Source organism: Bradyrhizobium erythrophlei (assembly GCF_900129425.1).
Taxonomy (GTDB): Bacteria; Pseudomonadota; Alphaproteobacteria; order Rhizobiales; family Xanthobacteraceae; genus Bradyrhizobium; species Bradyrhizobium erythrophlei_C.
In genome coordinates this window covers 8,836,895-8,860,000 of sequence record NZ_LT670817.1, presented here as the reverse complement: position 1 = coordinate 8,860,000, position 23,106 = coordinate 8,836,895, and the positions used below count along the sequence as shown (strand labels likewise).

Annotated in this window: 24 protein-coding genes; 16 read left to right on the top strand and 8 right to left on the bottom strand. The window is 63.7% G+C overall.

Annotation, left to right across the window (positions count from 1 at the left end):
• Nucleotides 1-8: 8 nt before the first annotated feature.
• Entirely contained in the window at nucleotides 9-773 is a 765-nt protein-coding gene (locus tag B5527_RS42150; protein WP_079606763.1) for a DUF1223 domain-containing protein, read from the bottom strand.
• 158 nt (nucleotides 774-931) lie between these two features.
• On the bottom strand, nucleotides 932-3,652 hold the full coding sequence (gene acnA, locus B5527_RS42145; protein ID WP_079606762.1) for an aconitate hydratase AcnA: 2,721 nt from the start codon (nucleotides 3,650-3,652) through the stop codon (nucleotides 932-934).
• A 386-nt stretch (nucleotides 3,653-4,038) separates the two neighbouring features.
• Here acnA and B5527_RS42140 point away from each other — a divergent pair, with 386 nt between their 5' ends.
• The 4 genes from B5527_RS42140 (at nucleotide 4,039) to B5527_RS42125 (ending at nucleotide 6,103) form a co-directional block, all read left to right on the top strand.
• Nucleotides 4,039-4,770, top strand: a complete 732-nt coding sequence (locus tag B5527_RS42140) for a heme ABC transporter permease (RefSeq protein ID WP_079606761.1) — start codon at nucleotides 4,039-4,041, stop codon at nucleotides 4,768-4,770.
• Between the two features lie 5 nt (nucleotides 4,771-4,775).
• A complete protein-coding gene (ccmD, locus tag B5527_RS42135; RefSeq protein WP_079607910.1) occupies nucleotides 4,776-4,955 on the top strand; it encodes a heme exporter protein CcmD in 180 nt (59 codons plus the stop codon).
• The gene (locus B5527_RS42130) at nucleotides 4,952-5,560 is read left to right on the top strand and encodes a DsbE family thiol:disulfide interchange protein (RefSeq protein WP_079606760.1); all 609 of its coding nucleotides are present in this window, start codon (nucleotides 4,952-4,954) and stop codon (nucleotides 5,558-5,560) included. The genes ccmD and B5527_RS42130 overlap by 4 nt, the downstream gene beginning before the upstream one ends.
• 204 nt (nucleotides 5,561-5,764) lie before the next feature.
• The gene (locus B5527_RS42125; RefSeq protein ID WP_079606759.1) at nucleotides 5,765-6,103 is read left to right on the top strand and encodes a ComEA family DNA-binding protein; all 339 of its coding nucleotides are present in this window, start codon (nucleotides 5,765-5,767) and stop codon (nucleotides 6,101-6,103) included.
• A 150-nt stretch (nucleotides 6,104-6,253) separates the two neighbouring features.
• Here B5527_RS42125 and B5527_RS42120 read toward each other — a convergent pair whose 3' ends face one another.
• Entirely contained in the window at nucleotides 6,254-6,856 is a 603-nt protein-coding gene (locus tag B5527_RS42120) for a septation protein A (protein ID WP_079606758.1), read from the bottom strand.
• A gap of 134 nt (nucleotides 6,857-6,990) precedes the next feature.
• A complete protein-coding gene (gene ftsY / locus B5527_RS42115; protein ID WP_079606757.1) occupies nucleotides 6,991-7,935 on the bottom strand; it encodes a signal recognition particle-docking protein FtsY in 945 nt (314 codons plus the stop codon).
• Between the two features lie 26 nt (nucleotides 7,936-7,961).
• On the opposite strand from ftsY, the gene B5527_RS42110 reads away from it, so the two are divergent.
• Together B5527_RS42110 and B5527_RS42105 are read left to right on the top strand one after the other, a co-directional pair.
• Entirely contained in the window at nucleotides 7,962-8,684 is a 723-nt protein-coding gene (locus B5527_RS42110) for an RluA family pseudouridine synthase (RefSeq protein WP_079606756.1), read from the top strand.
• 275 nt (nucleotides 8,685-8,959) lie between these two features.
• On the top strand, nucleotides 8,960-10,180 hold the full coding sequence (locus B5527_RS42105; protein ID WP_245332352.1) for an integrase core domain-containing protein: 1,221 nt from the start codon (nucleotides 8,960-8,962) through the stop codon (nucleotides 10,178-10,180).
• Nucleotides 10,181-11,321: 1,141 nt separating this feature from the next.
• On the opposite strand, the gene mtaB is transcribed toward B5527_RS42105, so the two are convergent.
• Nucleotides 11,322-12,593 carry a tRNA (N(6)-L-threonylcarbamoyladenosine(37)-C(2))-methylthiotransferase MtaB gene (gene mtaB / locus B5527_RS42100; RefSeq protein ID WP_079606755.1) on the bottom strand — a complete coding sequence of 424 codons (1,272 nt, stop codon included), beginning with the start codon at nucleotides 12,591-12,593 and terminating at the stop codon, nucleotides 11,322-11,324.
• A 1-nt stretch (nucleotide 12,594) separates the two neighbouring features.
• Nucleotides 12,595-13,467: a diaminopimelate epimerase gene (gene dapF / locus B5527_RS42095; RefSeq protein WP_079606754.1), complete on the bottom strand. Its 873-nt coding sequence runs from the start codon at nucleotides 13,465-13,467 to the stop codon at nucleotides 12,595-12,597.
• Nucleotides 13,468-13,700: 233 nt separating this feature from the next.
• Between dapF and B5527_RS42090 the strand changes: the two genes are divergently transcribed.
• Both B5527_RS42090 and B5527_RS42085 read left to right on the top strand, forming a co-directional pair.
• Nucleotides 13,701-14,408: a GyrI-like domain-containing protein gene (locus B5527_RS42090; protein ID WP_079606753.1), complete on the top strand. Its 708-nt coding sequence runs from the start codon at nucleotides 13,701-13,703 to the stop codon at nucleotides 14,406-14,408.
• On the top strand, nucleotides 14,405-15,127 hold the full coding sequence (locus tag B5527_RS42085; RefSeq protein ID WP_245332441.1) for an SIMPL domain-containing protein: 723 nt from the start codon (nucleotides 14,405-14,407) through the stop codon (nucleotides 15,125-15,127). Before B5527_RS42090 ends, B5527_RS42085 begins: the two co-directional genes overlap by 4 nt.
• 134 nt (nucleotides 15,128-15,261) lie before the next feature.
• Here B5527_RS42085 and B5527_RS42080 read toward each other — a convergent pair whose 3' ends face one another.
• The gene (locus B5527_RS42080) at nucleotides 15,262-16,242 is read right to left on the bottom strand and encodes an MBL fold metallo-hydrolase (protein WP_079606752.1); all 981 of its coding nucleotides are present in this window, start codon (nucleotides 16,240-16,242) and stop codon (nucleotides 15,262-15,264) included.
• A 416-nt stretch (nucleotides 16,243-16,658) separates the two neighbouring features.
• Here B5527_RS42080 and ffh point away from each other — a divergent pair, with 416 nt between their 5' ends.
• From ffh to B5527_RS42045, 8 genes are all read left to right on the top strand, one after another.
• Entirely contained in the window at nucleotides 16,659-18,212 is a 1,554-nt protein-coding gene (ffh, locus tag B5527_RS42075; protein ID WP_079606751.1) for a signal recognition particle protein, read from the top strand.
• A gap of 169 nt (nucleotides 18,213-18,381) precedes the next feature.
• Nucleotides 18,382-18,744 (top strand): 30S ribosomal protein S16, encoded by a 363-nt coding sequence (rpsP, locus tag B5527_RS42070; RefSeq protein WP_079606750.1) that lies wholly within the window; start codon nucleotides 18,382-18,384, stop codon nucleotides 18,742-18,744.
• 18 nt (nucleotides 18,745-18,762) lie between these two features.
• Entirely contained in the window at nucleotides 18,763-19,299 is a 537-nt protein-coding gene (gene rimM / locus B5527_RS42065; RefSeq protein WP_079606749.1) for a ribosome maturation factor RimM, read from the top strand.
• A complete protein-coding gene (trmD, locus tag B5527_RS42060) occupies nucleotides 19,296-20,018 on the top strand; it encodes a tRNA (guanosine(37)-N1)-methyltransferase TrmD (protein WP_079606748.1) in 723 nt (240 codons plus the stop codon). Before rimM ends, trmD begins: the two co-directional genes overlap by 4 nt.
• 115 nt (nucleotides 20,019-20,133) lie before the next feature.
• Complete coding sequence (gene rplS / locus B5527_RS42055) at nucleotides 20,134-20,523, top strand: 50S ribosomal protein L19 (protein WP_079606747.1); 390 nt, start codon at nucleotides 20,134-20,136, stop codon at nucleotides 20,521-20,523.
• Between the two features lie 128 nt (nucleotides 20,524-20,651).
• The gene (locus tag B5527_RS47270) at nucleotides 20,652-20,786 is read left to right on the top strand and encodes a hypothetical protein (protein WP_276329302.1); all 135 of its coding nucleotides are present in this window, start codon (nucleotides 20,652-20,654) and stop codon (nucleotides 20,784-20,786) included.
• 78 nt (nucleotides 20,787-20,864) lie between these two features.
• The gene (gene leuC / locus B5527_RS42050; protein WP_079606746.1) at nucleotides 20,865-22,271 is read left to right on the top strand and encodes a 3-isopropylmalate dehydratase large subunit; all 1,407 of its coding nucleotides are present in this window, start codon (nucleotides 20,865-20,867) and stop codon (nucleotides 22,269-22,271) included.
• A gap of 100 nt (nucleotides 22,272-22,371) precedes the next feature.
• A complete protein-coding gene (locus tag B5527_RS42045; protein WP_079606745.1) occupies nucleotides 22,372-22,575 on the top strand; it encodes a hypothetical protein in 204 nt (67 codons plus the stop codon).
• A 178-nt stretch (nucleotides 22,576-22,753) separates the two neighbouring features.
• Here B5527_RS42045 and B5527_RS42040 read toward each other — a convergent pair whose 3' ends face one another.
• The gene (locus B5527_RS42040) at nucleotides 22,754-22,966 is read right to left on the bottom strand and encodes a hypothetical protein (RefSeq protein WP_079606744.1); all 213 of its coding nucleotides are present in this window, start codon (nucleotides 22,964-22,966) and stop codon (nucleotides 22,754-22,756) included.
• Nucleotides 22,967-23,106: the final 140 nt, after the last annotated feature.

Below are 23,106 nucleotides of genomic sequence, written 5' to 3'. Positions count from 1 at the left end.
GGCGGAATCTAATGCAGCGACGTGTACGCCGCCCCTAGCATCGGGCCAGGCTTGTCGCGGTTGCCGTCCTGGACATAGACCACCGCGCCATCGACGCCATCGCGGGAAAGATTTTCCAGCGGTACACTCCAGCTGCCGGGAGTGCCGTTCCAGTCGCCCACCTTGAGCAGGTTACGCACTACGTTGTAGTAGGTGAGTTCGCGACCGCGATTCTCGCCGCGCCCGATCGAAATCGGCACCGCTTTCGAGATCGAGCAGATCCAGACTTCGCCATGCGACACGGCGGGCCCCCTGGTCGAGGCGGCGACCGAAACGTTGATCTGCCTGCCGGACTGCGTCATCGTCACCGGCACCGACATCACGCCATCGTGCTTCTTGGTGGTGCTGATCGCGCTTTCGATGCCGGCGCGATCGCTACCGACCACATGCACGGATCCATTGACGACGACTTGAGGCGTATAGACCTCGCGATCGCCACGCATCTGGGAGTAAGCTTTTTGCCGGGCGCTGAACCGTGCATCCGCCAGCGTGTCCTTCCAGCCAAGGTAATCCCAGTAGTCGATCGGCATGCTGAGCGCGATCACCGAGGGATCCTTGGCCAGTTCGCCGATGATCTTGTCGGCGGGCGGGCACGAGGAGCATCCCTGCGAGGTGAACAACTCCACCACTGCGCGCGGATCGGCGTGAGCCGGACGGATAACCGCTATAATCGCACAGACGCCGAGCGCCCCCGACCATCGCGAAATACAATTATAGGCCATCATCGCTGCCATACTGCCAACCGAGAGAACCACCCGCATCGCCGCCGTTAACACGTTAAGTTACGGCGCTTGGCCGACCCCGCCTCCGAACGCAGGAAGGCGGCCCTTCATAGGCCGCCTCCCCCCGACTCGCTACTCACTTCGCAGTGAGGCATCGATCACGACTCGCATCATGCCGCCAGCTTGCGCAGGACGTAGTGCAAAATGCCGCCATTTCGATAATATTCGAGTTCGTCGAGCGTATCGATCCTGCACAGCAGCGAAACGCGCCGCAGCGAGCCGTCGCCCGACACGATTTCCGCCGTCAGCTTCTGGCGCGGTTTCAGATCGCCCTGCAATCCCCGTATCGTTACGGTCTCATCGCCCTTCAGCCCGAGCGACGACCACGAAGCTCCGTCCTCGAAGGTCAGCGGCAGCACGCCCATGCCGACCAGATTGGAGCGATGGATACGCTCGAAGCTCTGGCAGATCACGGCGCGAACGCCGAGCAGGCGCGTTCCCTTCGCGGCCCAGTCCCGCGACGAACCGTTGCCGTATTCGGCGCCGGCAAATACCACCAGCGGCACTTTTTCGGCCTGATATTTCATGGCGGCATCGTAGATCGACATCTGCTCGCCGTCGGGCCAATGCTTGGTCAGGCCGCCTTCCGGAATATTGCCGTCGGCGCCCTTCAGCATGAAGTTCTTGATGCGGATGTTGGCGAAGGTGCCGCGCATCATGATTTCATGGTTGCCGCGCCTCGTGCCGTATTGATTGAAATCGGCCGGGCGCACCTGATGTTCCGACAGATATTTTCCGGCGGGCGATGTCAGCTTGATCGCGCCGGCCGGCGAGATGTGGTCGGTGGTGATCTTGTCGCCGAACATCGCCAGGATCCGCGCGTCGACGACATCGACGATCGGCTCCGGCTCTTTCTTCATGCCTTCGAAATAGGGCGGGTTCTGAACGTAGGTCGAACTCATGTTCCAGCGATAGGTTTCGCTCTCGACGGTCTTGATCTTGCGCCAGTTGGTGTCCCCCTTGAACACATCGGCGTAGCGCTTCTTGAAGATCGCCGCGGTCACGAACTTTTTCATGAAGGCGTTGATCTCCTTGGTCGTCGGCCAGATGTCCTTCAAATAGACCGGCTTGCCGTCCTTGCCGTTGGCGATCGGCTCAACGGCCAGATTCTTCGTCACCGTACCCGCCAGCGCATAGGCCACCACCAGCGGCGGCGAGGCCAGATAGTTGGCCTGCACGTCCGGGCTGACGCGGCCTTCGAAATTGCGATTGCCCGACAACACGGCGGCGCCGATGATGCCGTTGTCGTTGATCGACTTTGAAATCTCCTCCGGCAGCGGTCCGGAGTTGCCGATGCAGGTGGTGCAGCCGAAGCCGATCAGGTTGAAGCCGACCTTGTCGAGGTCGAGCTGCAGTCCGGAATTGGAAAGATATTCCGCGACCACCTGGCTGCCGGGCGCCAGCGACGTCTTGACCCAGGGCTTTGCGGTGAGGCCCCTAGCGGCGGCGTTGCGCGCCAACAGTCCGGCGCCGATCAGCACGCTTGGATTGGAAGTGTTGGTGCATGAGGTGATCGCCGCAATCACCACGTCGCCATGGCCGAGATCGAAATTGCGGTTCTCGACCGCATAGCGCTTCGACACATCGGCGGCTTTCTTGTATTCGCTGCTCATCGCCGCGGCAAAACCTTCCGCGACCCCGGGCAGCGCGACCCGGCCTTCCGGGCGCTTCGGTCCGGCCATCGAGGGCACGACGTCGCCGAGGTCGAGCGTCAGCGTTTCCGTGAACACCGGATCGGGCGACTTGGCGATGCGGAACAGGCCCTGCGCCTTGGCGTAGGCAACGACCAGCGCGACCCGGTCGGATTTGCGGCCCGAGGTCTTGAGATAATCGATGGTCTCGGCATCGACCGGGAAGAAGCCGCAGGTGGCACCGTATTCAGGCGCCATGTTGCCGATGGTCGCCTTGTCCGCCACCGAGAGATAATCCAGCCCGGGGCCGAAAAACTCGACGAATTTTCCGACCACGCCCTGCTTGCGCAGCATCTGCGTCACCGTCAGCACCAGATCGGTGGCAGTGACACCTTCCTTGAGCTGCCCCTTGAGCTTGAAGCCGACCACTTCCGGCAGCAGCATCGACAACGGCTGGCCGAGCATCGCGGCTTCCGCCTCGATGCCGCCGACGCCCCAGCCCAGCACGGCAAGACCGTTGACCATGGTGGTGTGCGAATCAGTTCCGACCAGCGAATCCGGATACGCGACCTCGAAAGTGCCGGTCTTCTTGCCGACCGTCATCTTCTCCTTGCGGGTCCACACCGTCTGCGCGAGATATTCGAGATTGACCTGATGGCAGATGCCGGTGCCGGGCGGCACCACCGAGAAATTCGAGAACGCCTTCTGGCCCCATTTCAGGAATTCGTAGCGCTCCTGATTCTGCTTGTATTCCTCGACCACGTTCTTGGCGAACGCCTTGTTGTCGCCGAAGAAGTTCACGATCACGCTGTGGTCGATGACGAGATCGACCGGCACCAGCGGATTGATCTTTTCAGCATCGCCGCCGAGCGCCTGCATGGCATTGCGCATCGCGGCGAGGTCGACCACCGCCGGCACGCCGGTGAAATCCTGCATCAGCACCCGCGCCGGGCGGAATGCGATTTCATGTTCAAGCGCGCGCTTTTTCAGCCACTTCGCGACGGCGAGGATGTCGTCTTTTTTGACGGTGCGGTCGTCTTCATTGCGCAGCAGGTTTTCCAGCAGCACCTTCATCGAATAGGGAAGCTTCGAAATTCCCTTCAGACCGTTTTTCTCGGCGGTGGGCAGGCTGTAATAGACGTAGGACTTGCCACCGACCTTGAGGGTCTTCCGGCATTTGAAGCTGTCGAGCGAGGTCATGTGAGACAATCCCAATTCATCGTTATACCCGGCAAAGGGTATCAAAACACCGTCAGCGAGGTTTGGCCGATAGTCTGCAGCCGCGGATTGTGTGCTGCGCCAGGTTCCGGCTTATAGAATCTTTCCAATGGCACCGCCACACCGAGAATGGTGCGGGAGCAATGCGATAGCAGCCCCCGTCCATACTTCCGGTGGACAATTGCTGTTCCGGGGATACGGCGCCGGGACCGGCCGGGGTGACCGGTCCTGCCGCGAGGGCATTCGCACCGGCGGTCATCGGCCAGCGGCCGCAGACAGGAGCGCCCTCCCGGCCTGATTCCAATCAACTCTCGCGGAGAACCCTCAGGCTGATTGCCTGTGACGGTCGCGACCATTAACAGGATGCCATGACGCTGATCGATCTCGCCAATCCCACCCGGTTCCTGACGCTGACCGCGCGAATATTGCCATGGCTTGCGGGCTTGACCGCCATCCTGCTGGCGATCGGGCTCTATCAATCGGCCATGGCGCCCGACGACTATCAGCAGGGCGCCACGGTCAAGATCATGTTCATCCATGTGCCGAATGCGTGGCTTTCGATGTTCGTCTGGGGTGTGATGAGCCTCGCGGCACTCGGCACACTGGTGTGGCGGCATCCGCTGGCGGACGTCGCCGCCAAGGCCGCCGCCCCGATCGGCGCGGCGTTCACGTTTCTCGCGCTGGTGACGGGCTCGCTGTGGGGCCGGCCGATGTGGGGCACCTATTGGGAATGGGATGCGCGGCTCACCTCGGTACTGATCCTGTTTCTGATGTATCTCGGCCTGATCGCGCTGTGGCGCGCGGTCGAAGATCCCTCGCGAGCCGCGCGTGCCGCGGCGATCCTGACGCTGGTCGGCGCCATCAACCTGCCGATCATCAAATTCTCGGTGGACTGGTGGAATACGCTGCATCAGCCGGCGTCGGTACTGCGGATGGGCGGACCGACGCTCGATCGCGCCTTTTTGATTCCGCTGCTGATGATGGCGCTGGCGTTCTCGCTGCTGTTCCTCACGCTGCACCTGGCGGCGATGCGCAACGAAATCCTGCGCCGCCGGGTGCGCGCCTTGCAGATGATGCAAGCCAGCCAGCGTTCGGCGTGACCGCGATGTCGCTCGGTCCCTATGCGTCCTTTATCGCGACGTCCTATCTGCTGGTGGCCGCCGTGGTGCTGATCCTCATTGCCTGGATCGCGACCGACTATCGCCGCCAGACGATGCGTCTGCGCGAACTCGATGCGGCGGGTGTTATCAGGCGCTCAGGGCGCAGCGCGGCGGAGATCCGATGAACGAGTCTTCAACAGGCGCACCGACAACGAACGCAACCCCGCCTCGCCGATCCTGGCTGATGGCGCTGCCGCTGGTCGCATTCGCAGCACTGGCCGCGCTGTTCTGGTTTCGACTCGGCGACGGCGATCCGTCGCGAATTCCCTCAGCGCTGATCGGCCACCCGGCGCCGCAGACCGCGCTGCCGCAGCTCGAGGGCCTTGCCAATAATGGCGCGCAGGTGCCCGGGCTCGATCCGGCCGTGTTCAAGGGCAAGGTCAGCGTCGTCAACGTGTGGGCGTCGTGGTGCGTGCCGTGCCACGACGAAGCGCCGCTCCTGACCCAGCTTGGCCGCGACAAGCGGCTGCAGCTGATCGGCATCAACTACAAGGACGCCCCCGATAATGCCCGGCGCTTTCTCGGCCGCTATGGCAATCCCTACGGCATCGTCGGCGTCGACGGCAACGGCCGCGCCGCGATCGAATGGGGTGTCTATGGCGTGCCGGAGACCTTCATCGTCGGGCGCCAAGGCACCATCGTCTACAAGTTGGTCGGTCCGGTGACATCAGAGAATATCGACACCGTCCTCAAGCCCGAGATCGACAAGGCGCTGAAGGCGGGGTCGTAGTTCGCGATATTCATTCCGGGGCGCGCCTCAGCGCCAACCTGGATTCTCGAGATTCCGGTTTCATCGCTCCGCGATGCCCCGGAATGACATCGCCCAAATAAATCCCGCGCTTTTATCTGCCGTTCATTCCACGGCCATCGCGCCGCCACGAATGCACAGCTAGCCTGATCGCGTTACTTAACCCGTTCATGGAGGAATACACCCATGCGTCATTTCACGCTCGCTTCACTTGCCGCGGCTGCGCTCGCCCTGGGTTTGCTGACGGCTTCGCCGTCGATCGCACAGACCGCGCAGCCTGGCGCCAAATCCGACAAGATGGCTCCGGCATCGAAGATGGCGCCGGCCGCCAAATCCGATCTGCTCGACATCAATTCCGCGAGCGCCGACGAACTCGACGCGCTGCCGGGAATCGGCAAGGCCTATTCCGCCGCGATCATCAAGGGCCGCCCGTACAAGGGCAAGGATGATCTGGTGAGCAAGAACGTCGTGCCGCAAAAAACCTATGACGGCATCAAGGACAAGATCATCGCCAAGCAGAAGTGAGCGGCGGCCTGCTGCCCCGGACGCTGCACCGTGCAGGCCGAATGCGCGGGTAGAGCCCCTCACCCCGACCCTCTCCCCGCAAGCGCGGGGCGAGGGAGTGGAGCGCCGCAAGCGGGAGAGGGAGAAACCGCCGATGCGGCAGCAGCAACCTCACCCCTTGCTCACGTCGCCCGCCTCGGCTTCGCTTGCCTCCAGCGAGGCCGGCTCCAGGTGATAGCGCTTGATCAGCGGCATCTGGGTGATCGCAAAACCCATCGTCAGGGGGATCACGCCGAACGCCTTGAACGCGACCCAGAAATCGGTGGTCTGGGTGCGCCAGACGATTTCGTTCAGGATCGCCATCGCGAAAAAGAACAGCGCCCAGCGCAAGGTCAGGACGCGCCAGCCCTGCGGCGTGAGGTTGAACATCTGGTCGAACATGACCGCGATGAAGGAGCGGCCGACCAGCAGGCCGCCGCCGAGCACCGCGGCGAACAGGCCGTAGATGATGGTGGGCTTGACCTTGATGAAGGTTTCGTCATGCAGCACCAGCGTCAACGTGCCGAACACCAGCACGACGACGCCGGTGACCAGCGCCATGATCGGGACATGCCGCGTCACCACGTAAGACGCGAGCATCGCGGCCACGATCGCCACCATGAACGCGCCGGTGGCCACGAACAGGTGGAATTTGGCATTGGCGACGAAAAACACCACCAGCGGACCGAGTTCGGTCGCGAGCTTGAACAGCGGATGCGGGGTGGTTTTGTCCATGCTTCATTCCATCGATTCATCGCATCCCCATCCTTCGAGACGGCGCTTCGCGCCTCCTCAGGATGAGGATATCCAGTTGGTCTCTCCCTCATCCCCAGGGAGCGCGCTGTTGCGCGCGTCTCGAAGGATGAAGCCTATTCAATCCCCGCGATCGCCTGCGCGAAATCCCGCGCTGTGAACGGCGCGAGATCGTCGATGCCCTCGCCGACGCCGATGAAGTGCACCGGCAGTTTGAACTTTTCAGCCAAAGCCACCAGGATGCCGCCGCGCGCGGTGCCGTCGAGTTTTGTCATCACCAGGCCGGTGACCCCTGCGGTACGATGAAACGCCTCGACCTGCGACAGCGCATTTTGTCCCACCGTGGCGTCCAACACGAGCAGCACCGCATGTGGCGCCGACGCATCGACCTTCCGGATGACCCGAACGACCTTCTCAAGTTCGTTCATCAGTTCGGCCTTGTTCTGCAGGCGGCCCGCGGTGTCGACCAGCAGCACGTCGAGCTTGCCCTCCCGCGCCGCGGTCAGCGCATTGAAGGCAAGGCTCGCTGAATCCGAGCCCTGCGCGCCCGCTATGACCGGCGATTTGGTGCGCTCGCCCCAGATCTTCAACTGCTCGATGGCGGCCGCGCGAAAGGTATCGCCGGCGGCCAGCATCACCTTGCGGCCTTCGGCCGAAAGCCTGGCCGCAAGCTTGCCTATGGTGGTGGTCTTGCCGGAACCGTTGACGCCGACCACGAGAATGACGAACGGCTTTTGCGCCGCATCGATCACCAGCGGTTTCGCCACCGGAACCAGCACCTTCTCGACTTCGGTTGCGACCACGGTTTTGACGTCATCCGCCGAGATCGCCTTGTCGTAGCGGCCGACGCCTACCGCTGCCGAGATGCGCGCGGCCACCTCGGTTCCCAAATCGGCGCGCAGCAGCACGTCCTCGATATCCTCGAGCATCGCGCGGTCGAGCTTGCGCTTGGTGACGAGATCGGCCACCGCCGAACCCAGCGAACTCGAGGTGCGCTTCAGGCCGTCGGACAGCCGCCGCCACCAGCTCAGTTTTGGTTTTTCCGGAGTGGTATCGCTCATGCCGGACGTGTTAGCGGTTTCAGGCCATGAGCGAAAGTCTCGACCGATCGACTGAAGTTCCCGAGCTGACCGCGGATGAAATCCTCGCTCGCGTGCTCCATCGCGACGGGTTGATGCTGGTGATCGACAAGCCGGCGGGGCTGCCGGTGCATCGCGGCCCCAAGGGCGGCGCCAATCTGGAATCCTCTTTCGATGCGCTGCGGTTCGGGTTGCCGCGGCCACCGGTGCTCGCCCACCGGCTCGACCGCGATACCTCCGGCTGCCTTGTGCTCGGCCGCCACCGCAAGGCGACGGCGTCGCTCGGCCTGTTGTTCAAACATGGCAAAATTGCAAAAACCTATTGGGCGGTGGTCGAAGGCGGCCCGGTCGAGGACGAAGGCACCATCGACATGCCGCTCGGCCGGCTCAACGCCGAACGCGGCTGGTGGCAGAAGCCGGATCCGGACGGCCAGACTGCGGTCACCAACTGGAAAGTGCTGGGGCGCGGCGATGGCCTGAGCTGGCTGGCGCTGGAACCCGTCACCGGACGTACCCATCAATTGCGCGTTCATTCGGCCGCGGCGGGCTGGCCGATCGTTGGTGACAACATCTATGGCAATGGCCCGCGTTTCGGTGAGCCGCGCCTGCATCTGCATTCCCGCGAGATCGTGATCCCGATTTCCAAAAACAAGGACCCCGTGCGCGTGATCGCGCCGGCGCCGCCACATTTGCACGAGCGGCTCAGGGCGTGCGGCTGGAATGGGGAGTGACTCGACGGGAGCCCTCATCACAATCACCGCTGTCATCCTATTCCGAGGTGTCACCTCTAATGCTTCATCCTTCGAGCGGCATCGCTTGGCGATGCTCCACTCCCCTCCCTCCACGCGCCCTTGCGCGTGGTGGGGAGGGGTCGGGGGTGGGGGGTAGCGCGGCAAACGGTACGGACCGGATAGATTCCCGACATTTTAGACCGGGATGATTCCCGACAGGTTTCAGAATGCGCCGGAGGGAGGACCCTTCGATGCCATTTAGAGAGACCGGTCGGATGGAAGAGCGTATTCGGATGTTTTTGGAGTACGAGAGCGGGAACTGGAGCGTATCGGAGGTGTGCCGGCGCTACGGGATTTGCCGCGACACGTTTTACGAATGGCGCAAGCGGAAAGAGAGCGGCGATCCGGCCTGGTTTCAGGACCGCTCGCATGCGCCCTTGCAGTGTTGGCAGACCACGAACGGTGCGATTGCAGAGAAGGTGATCGCGGCGCGGCGGCGATTTCCGTATCTGGGGCCGCGCAAGCTGTTGGCGGTGCTTGATCGGGATGCCCCCGAGATCGCCTGGCCTGCCGCCTCGACGATCGGGGACATTCTCAAGCGCGCAGGCTTGGTCTCGCCGGTGAAGCGGCGCCGTCGCCCGCTCGACCAGCGGCGGCCCTGCACGCCGGTGACGAGCGCCAATGATGAGTGGAGTACGGACTTCAAGGGCTGGTTTCGCACCCGCGACCAGCGGCGGATCGATCCCTTGACGGTAGCAGACAGTCACAGCCGTTTTCTGATCGAACTCCGCATTGTCGCCCCCACTATTGAGGGCGTTCGCCCCTGTTTTGAACGGGCTTTCCGTGAGCATGGCCTGCCGCTTGCGATCCGCTGCGACAATGGTTCGCCGTTCGGCTCGCGTGGCCCGGGCGGTCTCACCCGGCTGTCGGCCTGGTGGATGAAGCTCGGCATCACACCGCACTTCATCCATCCCGCCTCGCCGCAGGAGAATGGCCGACACGAGCGCATGCACCGCACGCTGAAGGCACAGACCTCGGTCCCGCCAGCCAGCAACGCACCCGAGCAGCAGGCCCGCTTTGACATGTTCCGAAAGCATTACAACGAGGAACGTCCGCACGAAGCGCTGGACCAACGGCCGCCGGCAGAGTTCTACAGCCGCTCCCCGCGCACCATGCCGCCGCGCGCGGAAGATCCCTGGTACGACGCCGATCATCAGGTCCGTCGCGTCCGCGGCAACGGCGAGATCAAATGGAAAGGCGAGTTTGTATTCATCGGTGAAGCGCTGGTGGATGAACTTGTTGGCGTTGCTGAGCTCCAGACCGGTGACCACATCGTGCGCTTCTGCGATCTGGACATCGGCCTCATCGATCGCCGCGGCCTGTTCACCCGGTTCGCTCCGCTTCGTGAGCGGCTCCGCGACCCGGGTGAACAGGCCGCTCAACCCAAACTGTCGGGGATCATGCCGGTCCAAAGTGTCGACAATCATGCCGGTTGAACCGGAGAGACCCCCCACCCCCGACCCCTCCCCGCCGCTTCGCGGGGGGAGGGGAGAAGAAAAATGTGCTGGCGCATGTGAGACGGAAGCGCTTTAGACATGCCGCCGCGTTCTCGCGGCGCCGTGCGCCCGAGGTTTGCCAGGAAAATGCCTTGCGCCTCGAAATCAGAGGGCGCAGGGAATGCCGGGTGCGCGCTGCACCCGCGGTCTCGTGTGCAAGAAGGTAGTGAAAACGCACACGAGCATACAGGTCAGCGGAGGCAATCCGACATTCCCTGCGCAATGGCTTTACGGCTTATGGCGAGCTCTCCCCGGCGATCAGGACTTGTTTGTCACCGTCGCCCCGCGGATATGGCTGGCCTGCGCCCGGTTGGGCCGGCTTCGCCTCCGCGGGACTTGACGCCAACCTTGAGGCGTCAGGACCACACGCTTTTGCCGTACGCGAACAACATCATTCGTCAGCGCGCCGTTTGATCGCTCACAGGCCCGAAGGCCCGCCCTGCATCACGTTTCACGCCTGACGCTGCCGCGTCCACCGCATCCCATGCCCAACGTTTCGTGACGATCATGATACGCCCCTCTGCGGGCCGGGATGGCTGATGATATAGGGCGCCTTGCGTCTTCGGAAAACCAGAATATTTTTCGCTATGGGGCTGGACAGGGCAAATCACACCAAATCTAGCCCGTCGGGCGCGCGTTTTTCTTCGGGGCCGTCGCGATCACAAGGAGAATTTGACCCGCCGGGCAAATCACCGGCATTCGTTGATCATCAAATTTCCCATAACCGCGAACGGCAAGATCTCGAAATTCCCGATGCGGGCGGTCGAGACAGCTATTGGGACTGAAGACGGCCAGAACGATGTGAGGAAAGCAATTCGTGCGCGTGGCATGTTACAACATCGTCATGGCCGGGCTTGTCCCGGCCATCCACGTCTAAATTGCACGTTGGGCGAAGACGTGGATGCCCGGGACAAGCCCGGGCATGACGGTTGAAGGAGCCGTGTTTCAGCGACCGCACTCGCGGCGGCTCCCCCTCACCCGCCCGACTTCACTGCGCTTCGCCGGGCGACCTCTCCCCGCATCCGCCTTCGCCCGAAGGCGGGCTTCGGCGGACAAGAGCGGGGCGAGGTGGAGAAGGCCCTCACACCGTCAACCGCGCACCATCATGGCCGGCAATCGTTAGCGTCCGCACCGCGCCGGGCGTCTCACCCGATATCGTTACCGGCATAAAATGTTCGGTGCGGCCCTGGACGGCGCTTTCGATCAGAACTTCGCGCGTCGCGCCGATCTCGGATCCCAGCCGCCGCTGCAGCGCGGCCTCGCCCGTGGTCCGCAATCGCTTCGCACGTTCCCTGATCACGGTACCATTGACCTGCGGCATCCGCGCCGCCGGCGTGCCGGGACGCGGTGAATACGGAAACACGTGCAGGAAGGTGAGATCGCACTCCTCGACCATGTCCTGCGAGCGCGCGAACATTTCCTCCGACTCGGTCGGAAAGCCCGCGATGATATCGGCGCCGAACGCGATCTCCGGCCGCAGCCGCCGCACCTGCGCGCAAAAATCAACCGCGTCGGCGCGGCAATGCCGCCGCTTCATCCGCTTCAGGATCAGATCGTCGCCGGATTGCAGCGACAGATGCAGATGCGGCATCAACCGCTGCTCATCGGCGATCACGTCGAGCAGATCGCGATCGACCTCGACCTGATCGATGGACGAGATCCGTAACCGCTGCAGTTCCGGCACGTGCCGCAGGATTTGTTTTGTCAGTTGGCCGAGTTTCGGCGCGCCCGGCAGATCCGCGCCGTAGCTGGTGAGATCGACCCCGGTCAGCACGATCTCGGCATGGCCGCGCTCTACCAGTGCGCGGACCTGGTCGACCACCGCGCCCATCGGTACCGAGCGCGAATTGCCGCGGCCGTAGGGGATGATGCAGAAGGTGCAGCGGTGGTCGCAGCCGTTCTGCACCTGCACGAACACCCGCGGCAGGCCTTTCTGAAAACCCTCCAGCAGATGCGGCGCCATTTCCTTCACGGCCATGATGTCGGCGACCGCGATCTTTTCGCTTCCGTCGATGCCGAAGGCCGGCGCCGCATCGAATGCGACGCGCGCATTGCGCCAGGCCTCACTCCGCATCTTGTCGTCATTGCCCACCACGCGATCGACCTCGGCCATGTCGGCGAACATCCGGGCTTGGGTCTGCGCCGCGCAGCCGGTGACGACAATGCGCGCGTCCGGCCGTTCGCGCTTCAGCCGGCGGATCGATTGCCGCGCCTGCGCCACCGCCTCGTTGGTGACCGCGCAGCTGTTGATGACGATGGTGTCAATCAGGCCGGCGTTCTCCGCCTCATGGGCGATCACCTCGGATTCGAAGGCGTTGAGGCGGCAGCCGAAGGTGACGACTTCGACGCTCATCTTACGCGACGGATGCAAACAGCGCGGGGTCGAATCGCCCCTCGTATTCGAAGGTCGCCGTCCCCGACATCAGCACGTGGTCGTCACCCTCGCGCCATTCGATCAGGAGTTCGCCGCCGGGCAGCGTCATGTTGACCGTGCGATGGGCGCGCTTGAGCCGCGCCGCCGCCACCGCGGTTGCGCAGGCCGCCGAGCCGCAGGCCTTTGTCAATCCCGCGCCGCGCTCCCAGGTGCGGATCGTGATGTGATCGCGATTGACGATATGGGCGAGCGTGATGTTGGCGCGCTCCGGAAAAATCGGGTGATTTTCCAGCAACGGCCCGAAGCGGGCGAGGTCGTAGGCATCGACGTCATCGACCCAGAAGATCGCGTGCGGGTTGCCCATGCTGACCACCGACGGGGTGTGCAGCACCGGCGCGTCGATCGGGCCGATCTGCAACTCGATCGAGCGGGTGTCGCGAAACTCCTCCGACAGCGGAATATCCCGCCAGCCGAATTTCGGCGGGCCCATGTCGACCGTGTAGAGATCGCCCGACGGACCCTGCCAGCAATTCAAAAGCCCGGCCCTGGTCTCGAAGGTGGCCGCGGTCTGGCCGGTGTCCTCGAACAGCCGCCGCGCCACGCAGCGCATGCCGTTGCCGCAGGCGGCGGCTTCCGAGCCGTCATTGTTGTAGATGCGAACGAAGGCCTCGGTGCCCTTGAGCCGCGGCGGCTGCAGCACCATCAGCTGGTCGTAATGCACGCCAGCGGGAGAGGCTACGGCGCGGGCTTCCTCCGATGTGACGAGCGCCGGCGAATCGCGCAGATCGACCACGACGATTTCGTTGCCGATGCCGTTCATCTTGGCAAATGCATGATTGGCGAGCGCGCTCATGAAATCTTCCCGGCTGGTACCCGTCTTATATGGCTGTTGACGGCGGGTTGACCAGTGTTGCGGCAAATCTGTGTCGCGGCTCTCCCTGGGCAGCAACGCCCCTGATATATCTGTCATGGGACGAACGCGGGCCTTGCGTGTTAGCATGGTACCGGTTCGTCACCCGTCCGGCGGCGTGAAACGGGGACACTTGGGCGAGCCGAGACCACCGATGGGTTCAAGGAGAATACCGAATGAATTTTATCAGCTGTTTCCGCCTTGCCATGGTGGCGCTGGTCCCGGCAGCCGCGATTTCGTTAAGCCTTGGCGGCGCCCTGGCGCAAACGCCGCCGGCACCGCCCGCGGCAAGTGCGCCGGCGACGCCGGCCCCCGCTCCGTCCGCGACCCCTGCGCCGCCGCCGGCCGAAACCAAATCGCCGGCGGACATTCCCTCAGCCGCGCAAACCCCGATCGCGCCGCCGGCGGCTTCGGTTCAGATCGCCGATCCGTTCGGCGAGCAAATCACGCTGGCGCCGAAAACGGTTGTCATCCTCAGGGGCACCGCCAACTGGGATTCGGCGTTCGACACCCTGATCGATTCGTTCAAGTCGCTGTCGGGATTGCTCGACAAGCAGGACATCAAGCCATCAGGCAATGCGATGATCGTCTACACGGCCACCGACGACACCGGCTTCACCTATCTGGCGGAAATCCCGGTCGACCAGGAGCCGAAGAATTTGACCAAGGACATGAGCATGGGCAAATCGCCCGACGGCAAGGCGCTGAAGTTCGTCCATCGCGGCTCCTACGACAATATGGACAACACCTATGAGGCCATCACCAACCACCTCGACGACAAGAAGCTGGAGGCCAAGGACACCTTCATCGAGGAGTACATCACCGACCCCTTGAAAACGGAGGAAGACAAGCTGGTGATCAACGTTTATGTGCCGCTGAAGTGAGGCTGACGAAGCATCACCCGGCGCTGGCCGGTGTCATCGCGGCAGGCACGCTACTGGCCGCGCCGGCGCTGGCGCAGACCGTGCCGCCGGCGATGATCTCCGTGTCGGGCGAAGCCAGCGTATCGGCGCCGCCCGATCTGGCCCAGATCGATGCCGGCGTCACCTCGCAAGCCAAGTCCGCGCGCGAGGCCTCCGAGGCCAACAACGCGGTGATGGGCAAGGTGTTGCTGGCCTTGAAGGCCGCCGACATCGACCAGAAGGATATCCAGACCTCGCGGCTGTCGCTGCAGCCGGAGTATGCGCCGAACCGCCCGAACGGCCCGCCCGCCATCGTCAGCTACCGCGCCAGCAATCGCGTCACGATCCGGCTGCACGACGTCCTCAAGGTCGCAAGCACCATCGACATGCTGGTGGCCGCGGGCGCAACCGACATCGGCGGCATCAATTTCACCGTGTCCAACGCGTCGAAACTCCTCGATGACGCCCGCGAACAGGCGGTAGCCGACGCCCGGCGCAAGGCCGAGATTTACGCCAGGGCGACCGGCGTCACGCTCGGCGCGCCGCTCAGCATCACGGAAGGGGGCTCGCCCGGTCCGATACCCTTCTATCGCAGGATGGCGGTAGGGATGGCCGCGTCGCCAACGCCGGTGGCGCAGGGCGAAGAGACGCTCGAGGTTAACGTGAGCGTGTCCTGGTCCATCAAGCAGGCGGGGCAATGATCTTTCCAGCCAAGCGCTCGACCTCATCCTGAGGAGCGCGCTGTTGGCGCGCGTCTCGAAGGATGGAGATGTCCCCGTGCTTCGAGACGGCGCTAAAGCGCCTCCTCAGCATGAGGGACACAAGTGGGGCGAGTTCATATCTCCACCGCCTGCCCCGGCTTGAGCGCGACAAAGCGCTCACGCGGAACCCCGGCTTCATCGAGCGCGGCATGTAATGCGCTGACCGGCGCGTCGATCGCCTCGTCGGTCAGCTGAAACGTGCCGTGGTGATGCGCCAGCGCCCGCTCCGCGCCGCAATCGGCCAGTGCCTTGACGGCATCGGAGGGGTTCATGTGCTGGTCCTTCATGAACCAGCGCGGCTCATAGGCGCCGATCGGGAGGATCGCCAGCCGCAACGGCCCATATGCCTCCGCGACCCGGCGGAAATGCCGCCCCTCGCCGTAGCCGGAATCGCAGACGATGTAGATCTTGCCCGCCGGCGTCTCCAGCACAAAACTCGCCCACAGCACCTTGTTGCGGTCGAAGAGACCGCGCGCCGACCAGTGCCGCGTCGGCACCAGCGTCACCGCGACGCCGTCGCCGAGTTCGACGCGGTCGTGCCAGTCGAATGCCCCGGCGCGGATGGCATCGTCGGCGCTGCGCATGGTGACCTCGTTGCCGAGCGGCGTGATCACGCGAGGAGAGAACTTTGCGGCCAGCTTTGAGAGCGTCGCGATGTCCAGGTGATCGTAATGGCCGTGCGACACCAGCACGACGTCGATCGGAGGCAGCGCGTCGAACGCAATCCCGGGGTCGTTGTGACGCTTCGGGCCGGCCCAGCCGACCGGCGACGCCCGCATCGACCACACCGGATCGACCAGAATGTTCAGGCCGGCTGTTTGCATGAGCCAGCTGGCGTGGCCGACGAACGACAGCCGCACCTTCTCGCCGTTGACGCGCGCCGGCGGGGTGTCGGCATGCGGGCTCGGCACCCATGCCGGCCACGCCACGCGCTTCCGGTCGGAGCCAAACTGCCAGCGCAGCACGTCCCGAAGCGATTTCGGCGGCACGCCGTCGGGATCGAAAAAATGCTCGCCGTCGAAATGATCGGAGGGGGGACCGGAATATGTCTTCATGGCCGGATTGGCCCCAAAAACATGTGCTTCGGCAAGGGGGCGCGCGATCGTCCGGCTTCACGAAAATGCCATTTCGCCGCGATTTCCTTGACTTTCGGCGCTTGCGGGGGTTTAACGCCCGCAATCATCGGAAAGACGTTCTTTTCGACCCGCCGCCCGGCCCTCGAGGCCGGAGGTCAACGCCCGACAGCGCGATGCGCCCTCGGGCGCAAAAGTGTTTGGAAGGTCGGCTTGTCGACGACTGCGACGATCATAGGTCGTCATCGTCAGCGAAAGCGGGTGATGACAGAAAAATAAAGGCCTCATCCTGAGGAGCCGCGAAGCGGCGTCTCGAAGGATGGGTTTACGAGAAAGTAACCACCCTTCGAGACGCAGGCTGCGCCTGCTCCTCAGGGTGAGGCAACAGGAAGAACAAAGTGTTCGACAATCTGTCGGAAAAGCTTGGTGGCATTCTCGATCGGCTGACGCGGCGCGGGTCGCTGACCGAAGCCGACGTCGACGCCGCGATGCGCGAGGTGCGCCGCGCGCTGCTGGAAGCCGACGTCTCGCTCGACGTGGTCAGAAGCTTTACCGAAAAAGTCCGCGAGCAGGCGATCGGCGCCACCGTGGTCAAGTCGGTGACCCCCGGCCAGATGGTGGTGAAGATCGTTCATGACGAACTGATCGCCACGCTCGGCTCCGACGGCCAGACCCTCGATCTCAACGCGGTGCCGCCGGTCGCGATCATGATGGTCGGCCTGCAGGGCTCCGGCAAGACCACCACCACCGCCAAACTCGCCCGACGCCTGACACAGCGCGACAAGCGCAAGGTGCTGATGGCTTCGCTCGATATCTATCGCCCGGCGGCGATGGAGCAACTCGCGGTGCTCGGGCGCGACCTCGACATCCAGACCTTGCCTGTTGTCGCCGGCCAGAAGCCCGCGCAGATTGCCAGGCGCGCGCTGGAAGCTGCAAAACTCGGCGGCTACGACGTGGTGCTGCTCGATACCGCCGGGCGTACCACGCTCGACGAAGAGATGATGGCGGAAGCCGCCGACATTAAAGCCGCCGCCAATCCGCATGAAGTGCTGCTGGTCGCGGACTCCCTGACCGGTCAGGATGCGGTCAATCTGGCACGGTCGTTCGACGAGCGCGTCGGCCTCACCGGCATCGTGCTGACGCGGGTCGACGGCGACGGCCGCGGCGGCGCCGCGCTGTCGATGCGCGCGGTCACGGGCAAGCCGATCAAGCTGATCGGCACCGGTGAAAGGACCGATGCGCTGGAGGATTTTCACCCCAGCCGGATCGCGGGCCGCATTCTCGGCATGGGCGACGTGGTCTCGCTGGTCGAGAAGGCCGCCGCGAATATCGACGCCGAAAAGGCCGCGCGCGTCGCCGAGAAGATGCGCAAGGGTCAGTTCGACCTGTCCGACATGCGCGAGCAACTTTTGCAGATGTCCAGCATGGGCGGCATCAGCGGGCTGATGGGCATGATGCCCGGCATTGCGAAAATGAAAAACCAGATCGCCAATGCCGGGCTCGACGACAAGGTTTTGAAGCGTCAGGTCGCGGTGATCGATTCGATGACCCGGCAGGAGCGCAAGAACCCCGAGATCCTCAAAGCCAGCCGCAAGAAGCGGATCGCCGCCGGCGCCGGCCTCAAGGTCGAGGAGGTCAACAAGCTCCTGAAGATGCACCGGAACATGGCCGACATGATGAAGGCCATGGGCTCCGGCAAGCGCGGCCCGATGGCCGGCATCGCGCAGGCGATGGGCTTTGGCGGCGGCATGCCGTCGCCGGAGCAGATGAAGGCGCTGGCGGAAAAAGCACCGGGCGGCGCGCCGCAGGGTGGGGGAATGCCCGCGCTGCCGAAGGACCTTCCCGCCGGCCTGCGCTCGGGATTGCCGAACTTGCCGGGCCTCACGGGTCTCAGCGGCAAGCCGAACCTGCCGGGCCTCGGCGGCTTCCCCGGATTGGGGAAGAAGAAGTGAGAAAAGTTTGCACCTCGTTCCACTCGTCATTCCGGGATGGTCCGCAGGACCAGACCTCAGATGTGCAATTGCACATCGGGGAATCTCGAGATTCCGGGTTCGCGTCTTCGACGCACCCCGGAATGACGAATTAATTCAACAATCGATCAAACCCTCCCAGGAGAACCAAATGTCAGTCGTTATCCGCCTTGCTCGCGCAGGCACCAAGAAGCGCCCGGTCTATCACGTCGTCGTCGCCGATTCGCGCTTTCCGCGCGACGGCCGCTTCATCGAGCGCCTTGGCCATTTCAACCCGCTGCTGCCGAAGGACAACGAGGCGCGGCTGAAGCTCGATATGGACAAGGTCAAGGCCTGGCTCGGCAAGGGCGCCCAGCCGTCGGATCGGGTGTCGCGTTTCCTCGATGCCGCCGGCGTGGCCAAGCGCGCCGCGCGCAGCAATCCGGAAAAGGCGGTGCCGCGCAAGGAGCGCAAGGCCAATGCCGAAGCTGCCGCCTCCGCCGCCTCGGCCGCTGCTGCCGCCGCCAAGAAGTAAGCGCGCCGGCGCACGGCGATGGCGGCAAAAATCTGCATCGCCCGGATCGGCGCCGCGCACGGGGTGCGCGGCGCGGTCAAGCTGTGGACTTTTACGGAAGACCCGCTGGCCGTGATGCAGTACGGCGCGCTCGCCACCAAAGACGGCGCGCGCTCGTTCGAAGTCGCAAATGCCCGCGAGGCCAAGGGCCATTTGGTCGCGACGCTGAAAGGCATCGCGACGCGAGAGGATGCCGAGCGCCTCAACGGCATCGAACTGTATGTCGCACGCGAAAAACTGCCGGCGACCGATGACGACGAATATTATCACGCCGACCTGATCGGGCTCACCGCCGTCAATGCCGCCAATGAACCGCTCGGCCGCGTCATCGCAATCCACAATTTCGGCGCCGGTGACATCATCGAAATCGCACCTCCCCACGGCGCAACCATGCTGCTGCCGTTCACCAATGCGGTGGTGCCATCAGTGGATCTCGCAGCCGGACGCGTGGTGATCGAATTGCCCGCGGAGATCGAGGGCGACACCCCTGAAGATTCGGGTACATCTATGCCATGACTTGGCGCACCACCGTCCTGACCCTGTTCCCCGAGATGTTCCCGGGGCCGCTTGGCGTCAGCCTCGCCGGCAAGGCGCTGGCAACTGGCCTGTGGGCCCTGGAGGCGCGCGATATCAGGGACTCCGCCACCGACCGTCACCGCAGCGTCGACGATACCCCGGCCGGCGGGGGCCCCGGCATGGTGCTCCGCGCCGACGTGCTGGCCTCCGCCATCGATGCGGCGGAAATAGCACCGGACCGCCCGCGCCTGTTGATGAGCCCGCGGGGTCGGCCATTGACCCAGTCCTTGGTGACGGAACTCGCCGCTGGACCCGGCCCCCTGATCATCTGCGGCCGGTTCGAGGGCGTCGATCAGCGGGTGATCGCGGCCCGCGGGCTTGAGGAGGTCTCGATCGGTGATTACGTGCTGTCGGGCGGTGAAATCCCGGCCCTGGCGCTGATCGACGCCTGCGTCAGGCTATTGCCGGGTGTGATGGGCAAGCTGGCTTCCAGCGCGGATGAGAGCTTTTCGGAAGGGTTGCTGGAATACCCGCAATATACCCGTCCGCAGGAGTTCGAGGGCCGGCCGATCCCGGAAACTCTCTTGTCCGGCGATCACGCCCGGGTCGCGGCCTGGCGCCGGGCCGAGGCCGAGGCGCTGACCCGGGCGCGGCGGCCCGATCTCTGGGCGGCCAGGACTTCGGGCCAAAAGCGCCCAAAAAACACGACGGAAGGGTGACAACGCTTCGCCTTTGCCGTATAGGAGCGCGAAATCCGCGCAATGGCAGGATAGATGGACGTTCGCGCAGCCCGCGGTCAGCAGGCTGGGGCGCGCCGCCGATGGAGATTTTGCGATGAACCTCATTCAAGAGCTCGAAAAAGAGCAATTCGACAAATTGTCCGCCGGCAAGGAAATTCCGGACTTCGGACCGGGCGATACCGTGATCGTCAACGTCAAGGTGGTCGAAGGCGACCGCTCGCGCGTGCAGGCCTATGAGGGCGTCTGCATCGGGCGTTCCGGCGGCGGGCTCAACGAGAGCTTCACGGTTCGCAAGATCTCCTACGGCGAAGGCGTGGAACGGGTATTCCCGGTGATGTCGCCGATGATCGACTCGATCAAGCTGGTGCGCCGCGGCAAGGTGCGCCGCGCCAAGCTTTATTACCTGCGCAATCTCCGCGGCAAGTCGGCCCGTATCGTCGAGAAGAAGACGGACCGCCCGCAGGCCGCCGCCGTCGGCGAGTAGTTCCGGCTGCAGTAAAGTTGATCGAAAAGCGCGGGCTTGCCCGCGCTTTTTTGCTGCGCCATGCCTATCTATCTCCGCGGCACATCGATTGATTGTCGCGATGGCCAGCTCTGTGCTAGAAAATTGAAATGGTTCCGGATCAGACCAGCATCGCCTGCCAGTTCGCCGCGCCGATCGTGATCGACGATCATCGCCGGTTGCCTGGCCGCTTCTTCGGACGGTTCACGACCTCGGCGACGTCAGGGCTCGCGCGCGCGCTTTGATGCCGCGCTGACGTTTCATCGTGTTCGCGCGTATCCGCGCTCACCTGCTCCAGCAATTCTCTTTAAGGGCTCGCGCTCATGTCCAAACCCACCACGCTGTACGACAAAATCTGGAACGATCACCTGGTTCACGAGGCCGATGACGGCACCTGCCTGCTCTATATCGACCGGCATCTGGTTCATGAGGTGACCTCGCCGCAGGCCTTTGAAGGCCTGCGCGCCACCGGCCGCAAGGTTCACGCCCCGGAGAAGACGCTGGCCGTGGTCGATCACAACATCCCGACCACGGACCGCTCCAAGCCCAATCCGGATCCGGAAAGCATCGAGCAGATGCGCGTGATGGCGGAGAACGCCAAAGAGTTCGGCATCGAATATTACAACGAATTCGACAGGCGTCAGGGTATCGTGCACGTCATCGGCCCCGAGCAGGGCTTTACGCTGCCCGGCACCACCATCGTCTGTGGCGATAGCCACACCTCCACGCACGGCGCGTTCGGCGCGCTGGCGCACGGCATCGGCACGTCAGAGGTCGAGCATGTCCTGGCGACGCAAACCCTGATCCAGAAGAAGGCAAAAAACATGCGCGTCAACGTCGACGGGCAATTGCCCGACGGCGTCACCGGCAAGGACATCATTCTGGCGATCATCGGCGAGATCGGCACCGCCGGCGGCACCGGCTATGTGCTGGAATATGCCGGCGACGCGATCCGCGCGCTGTCAATGGAAGGCCGCATGACAGTCTGCAACATGTCGATCGAGGGCGGCGCCCGCGCCGGCCTGATCGCGCCCGACCAAAAGGCGTTCGAATTCCTCAAGGGCCGTCCGATGTCGCCGAAGGGCGAGATCTGGGACGCCGCGATGCGCTACTGGGAGACGCTGCGCTCCGACGAGGGCGCGCATTTCGATCACGAGATCAGGCTCGATGCTGCAAAGCTGCCGCCGATCGTGACCTGGGGAACTTCGCCCGAAGACGTGGTGTCGATATCAGGCGTGGTGCCCGATCCTGACCAGATCGCGGATGAGGCCAAACGGCTCTCGAAACATCGCGCGCTGAAGTACATGGGCCTGAAGGCCGGGACCAAGATCACCGACATCAAGCTCGACCGCGTTTTCATTGGCTCCTGCACCAACGGCCGGATCGAGGATCTGCGCGCCGCGGCGAGGGTGGTCGAGGGGCACACCGTCAACGGCAACCTCAATGCGATGATCGTGCCGGGTTCCGGCATCGTGAAGGAGCAGGCGGAAGCCGAAGGCCTCGACAAGATTTTCATCAAGGCCGGATTCGAATGGCGCGAGCCGGGTTGCTCGATGTGCCTGGCGATGAATCCCGACAAGCTGGCGCCGGAAGAACGCTGCGCCTCGACCTCGAACCGCAATTTCGAGGGCCGCCAGGGCTTCAAGGGCCGCACCCACCTGGTGTCGCCGGCGATGGCGGCGGCGGCGGCGATCGCCGGACATTTCGTCGACATCAGGGAGTGGCGGTAGCGCCCTTGCCTCAACCTCGAAGCATTGTCGAAGGAAGTCGTTAAGGTGTTGGGAGCAGGCTAGGTGGCTTGAGAGCGAGGCGTTTCGCGAGGAGCAAGCCGTGGCCGACAAGCCTGTTTTCGTCGATATGATCAGCGAGGCGACGCGCCAGACCCGGCGCCGGATCATGCCACGCGTGGTCGCGCCCGAGGTCAAGGAAACCTCGCATCTCAGTCATTGGCCGCCGGACCGGTGGCGGCAGTGGCGCATCGAGACGCTGACGCCGTGGAAACTCAAATCCTGGAAGTTCAAGGATTGGGACTGAGAAATCAGGCGTCCACCGGCGGCTGATTCATTTCACCACCAAGGCCAAAGCCCATAGCCTGAGTTAAACGGGACGAACGGCGCCGGCACGTCATTTTAAGGCCGAGTGTAATCCTGTCAGCCGAACGAAAAACAGGCCCGCGATGCGGGCCTGTTGATCTCACGCGCTCAAGCCGCGCTCACCAGCGGCAGTGCCAGCAGTGGTGGCGGCGATGACCCCAATGACGTCCATGACGCCAACCCACCTCGGTTGTCGTCTGCTTCGAACCGTCCTGGACCGCGGTGGCGGCGGCGGGATTGCTCAGCGACAGCGCCTGGGCGCGTTCGGTCGGAGCGGCGAGCACAAGCAATGCGCCGACTGCAACAAGTCCCAGAACTCTGGTCACGTTCATATATGGATCTCCCTTGGGTCATCGGATGTCACGTCTGTGCAATGCGGTCGATCGAATCGACCGCATTGCGCGCAACGCAGATCATGAAACTAGAGTGAGCGACGTGAATGTGATGCGCCGTGAAGATGAATGCGCGTGGC

What these genes read in the sequence shown, in the direction of transcription:
- trmD (WP_079606748.1), top strand. Translation starts at nt 19,296, where the DNA reads ATGACTTGGCGCACCACCGTCCTGACCCTGTTCCCCGAGATGTTCCCG.
- rimM (WP_079606749.1), top strand. Translation starts at nt 18,763, where the DNA reads ATGGCGGCAAAAATCTGCATCGCCCGGATCGGCGCCGCGCACGGGGTG.
- B5527_RS42140 (WP_079606761.1), top strand. Translation starts at nt 4,039, where the DNA reads ATGACGCTGATCGATCTCGCCAATCCCACCCGGTTCCTGACGCTGACC.
- B5527_RS42080 (WP_079606752.1), bottom strand. Translation starts at nt 16,242, where the DNA reads ATGAAGACATATTCCGGTCCCCCCTCCGATCATTTCGACGGCGAGCAT.
- B5527_RS42125 (WP_079606759.1), top strand. Translation starts at nt 5,765, where the DNA reads ATGCGTCATTTCACGCTCGCTTCACTTGCCGCGGCTGCGCTCGCCCTG.
- acnA (WP_079606762.1), bottom strand. Translation starts at nt 3,652, where the DNA reads ATGACCTCGCTCGACAGCTTCAAATGCCGGAAGACCCTCAAGGTCGGT.
- B5527_RS42150 (WP_079606763.1), bottom strand. Translation starts at nt 773, where the DNA reads ATGGCAGCGATGATGGCCTATAATTGTATTTCGCGATGGTCGGGGGCG.
- B5527_RS42110 (WP_079606756.1), top strand. Translation starts at nt 7,962, where the DNA reads ATGAGCGAAAGTCTCGACCGATCGACTGAAGTTCCCGAGCTGACCGCG.
- mtaB (WP_079606755.1), bottom strand. Translation starts at nt 12,593, where the DNA reads ATGAGCGTCGAAGTCGTCACCTTCGGCTGCCGCCTCAACGCCTTCGAA.
- B5527_RS47270 (WP_276329302.1), top strand. Translation starts at nt 20,652, where the DNA reads ATGGTTCCGGATCAGACCAGCATCGCCTGCCAGTTCGCCGCGCCGATC.
- ccmD (WP_079607910.1), top strand. Translation starts at nt 4,776, where the DNA reads ATGTCGCTCGGTCCCTATGCGTCCTTTATCGCGACGTCCTATCTGCTG.
- B5527_RS42120 (WP_079606758.1), bottom strand. Translation starts at nt 6,856, where the DNA reads ATGGACAAAACCACCCCGCATCCGCTGTTCAAGCTCGCGACCGAACTC.
- B5527_RS42090 (WP_079606753.1), top strand. Translation starts at nt 13,701, where the DNA reads ATGAATTTTATCAGCTGTTTCCGCCTTGCCATGGTGGCGCTGGTCCCG.
- rplS (WP_079606747.1), top strand. Translation starts at nt 20,134, where the DNA reads ATGAACCTCATTCAAGAGCTCGAAAAAGAGCAATTCGACAAATTGTCC.
- B5527_RS42105 (WP_245332352.1), top strand. Translation starts at nt 8,960, where the DNA reads ATGGAAGAGCGTATTCGGATGTTTTTGGAGTACGAGAGCGGGAACTGG.
- B5527_RS42130 (WP_079606760.1), top strand. Translation starts at nt 4,952, where the DNA reads ATGAACGAGTCTTCAACAGGCGCACCGACAACGAACGCAACCCCGCCT.
- rpsP (WP_079606750.1), top strand. Translation starts at nt 18,382, where the DNA reads ATGTCAGTCGTTATCCGCCTTGCTCGCGCAGGCACCAAGAAGCGCCCG.
- dapF (WP_079606754.1), bottom strand. Translation starts at nt 13,467, where the DNA reads ATGAGCGCGCTCGCCAATCATGCATTTGCCAAGATGAACGGCATCGGC.
- ftsY (WP_079606757.1), bottom strand. Translation starts at nt 7,935, where the DNA reads ATGAGCGATACCACTCCGGAAAAACCAAAACTGAGCTGGTGGCGGCGG.
- leuC (WP_079606746.1), top strand. Translation starts at nt 20,865, where the DNA reads ATGTCCAAACCCACCACGCTGTACGACAAAATCTGGAACGATCACCTG.
- B5527_RS42040 (WP_079606744.1), bottom strand. Translation starts at nt 22,966, where the DNA reads ATGAACGTGACCAGAGTTCTGGGACTTGTTGCAGTCGGCGCATTGCTT.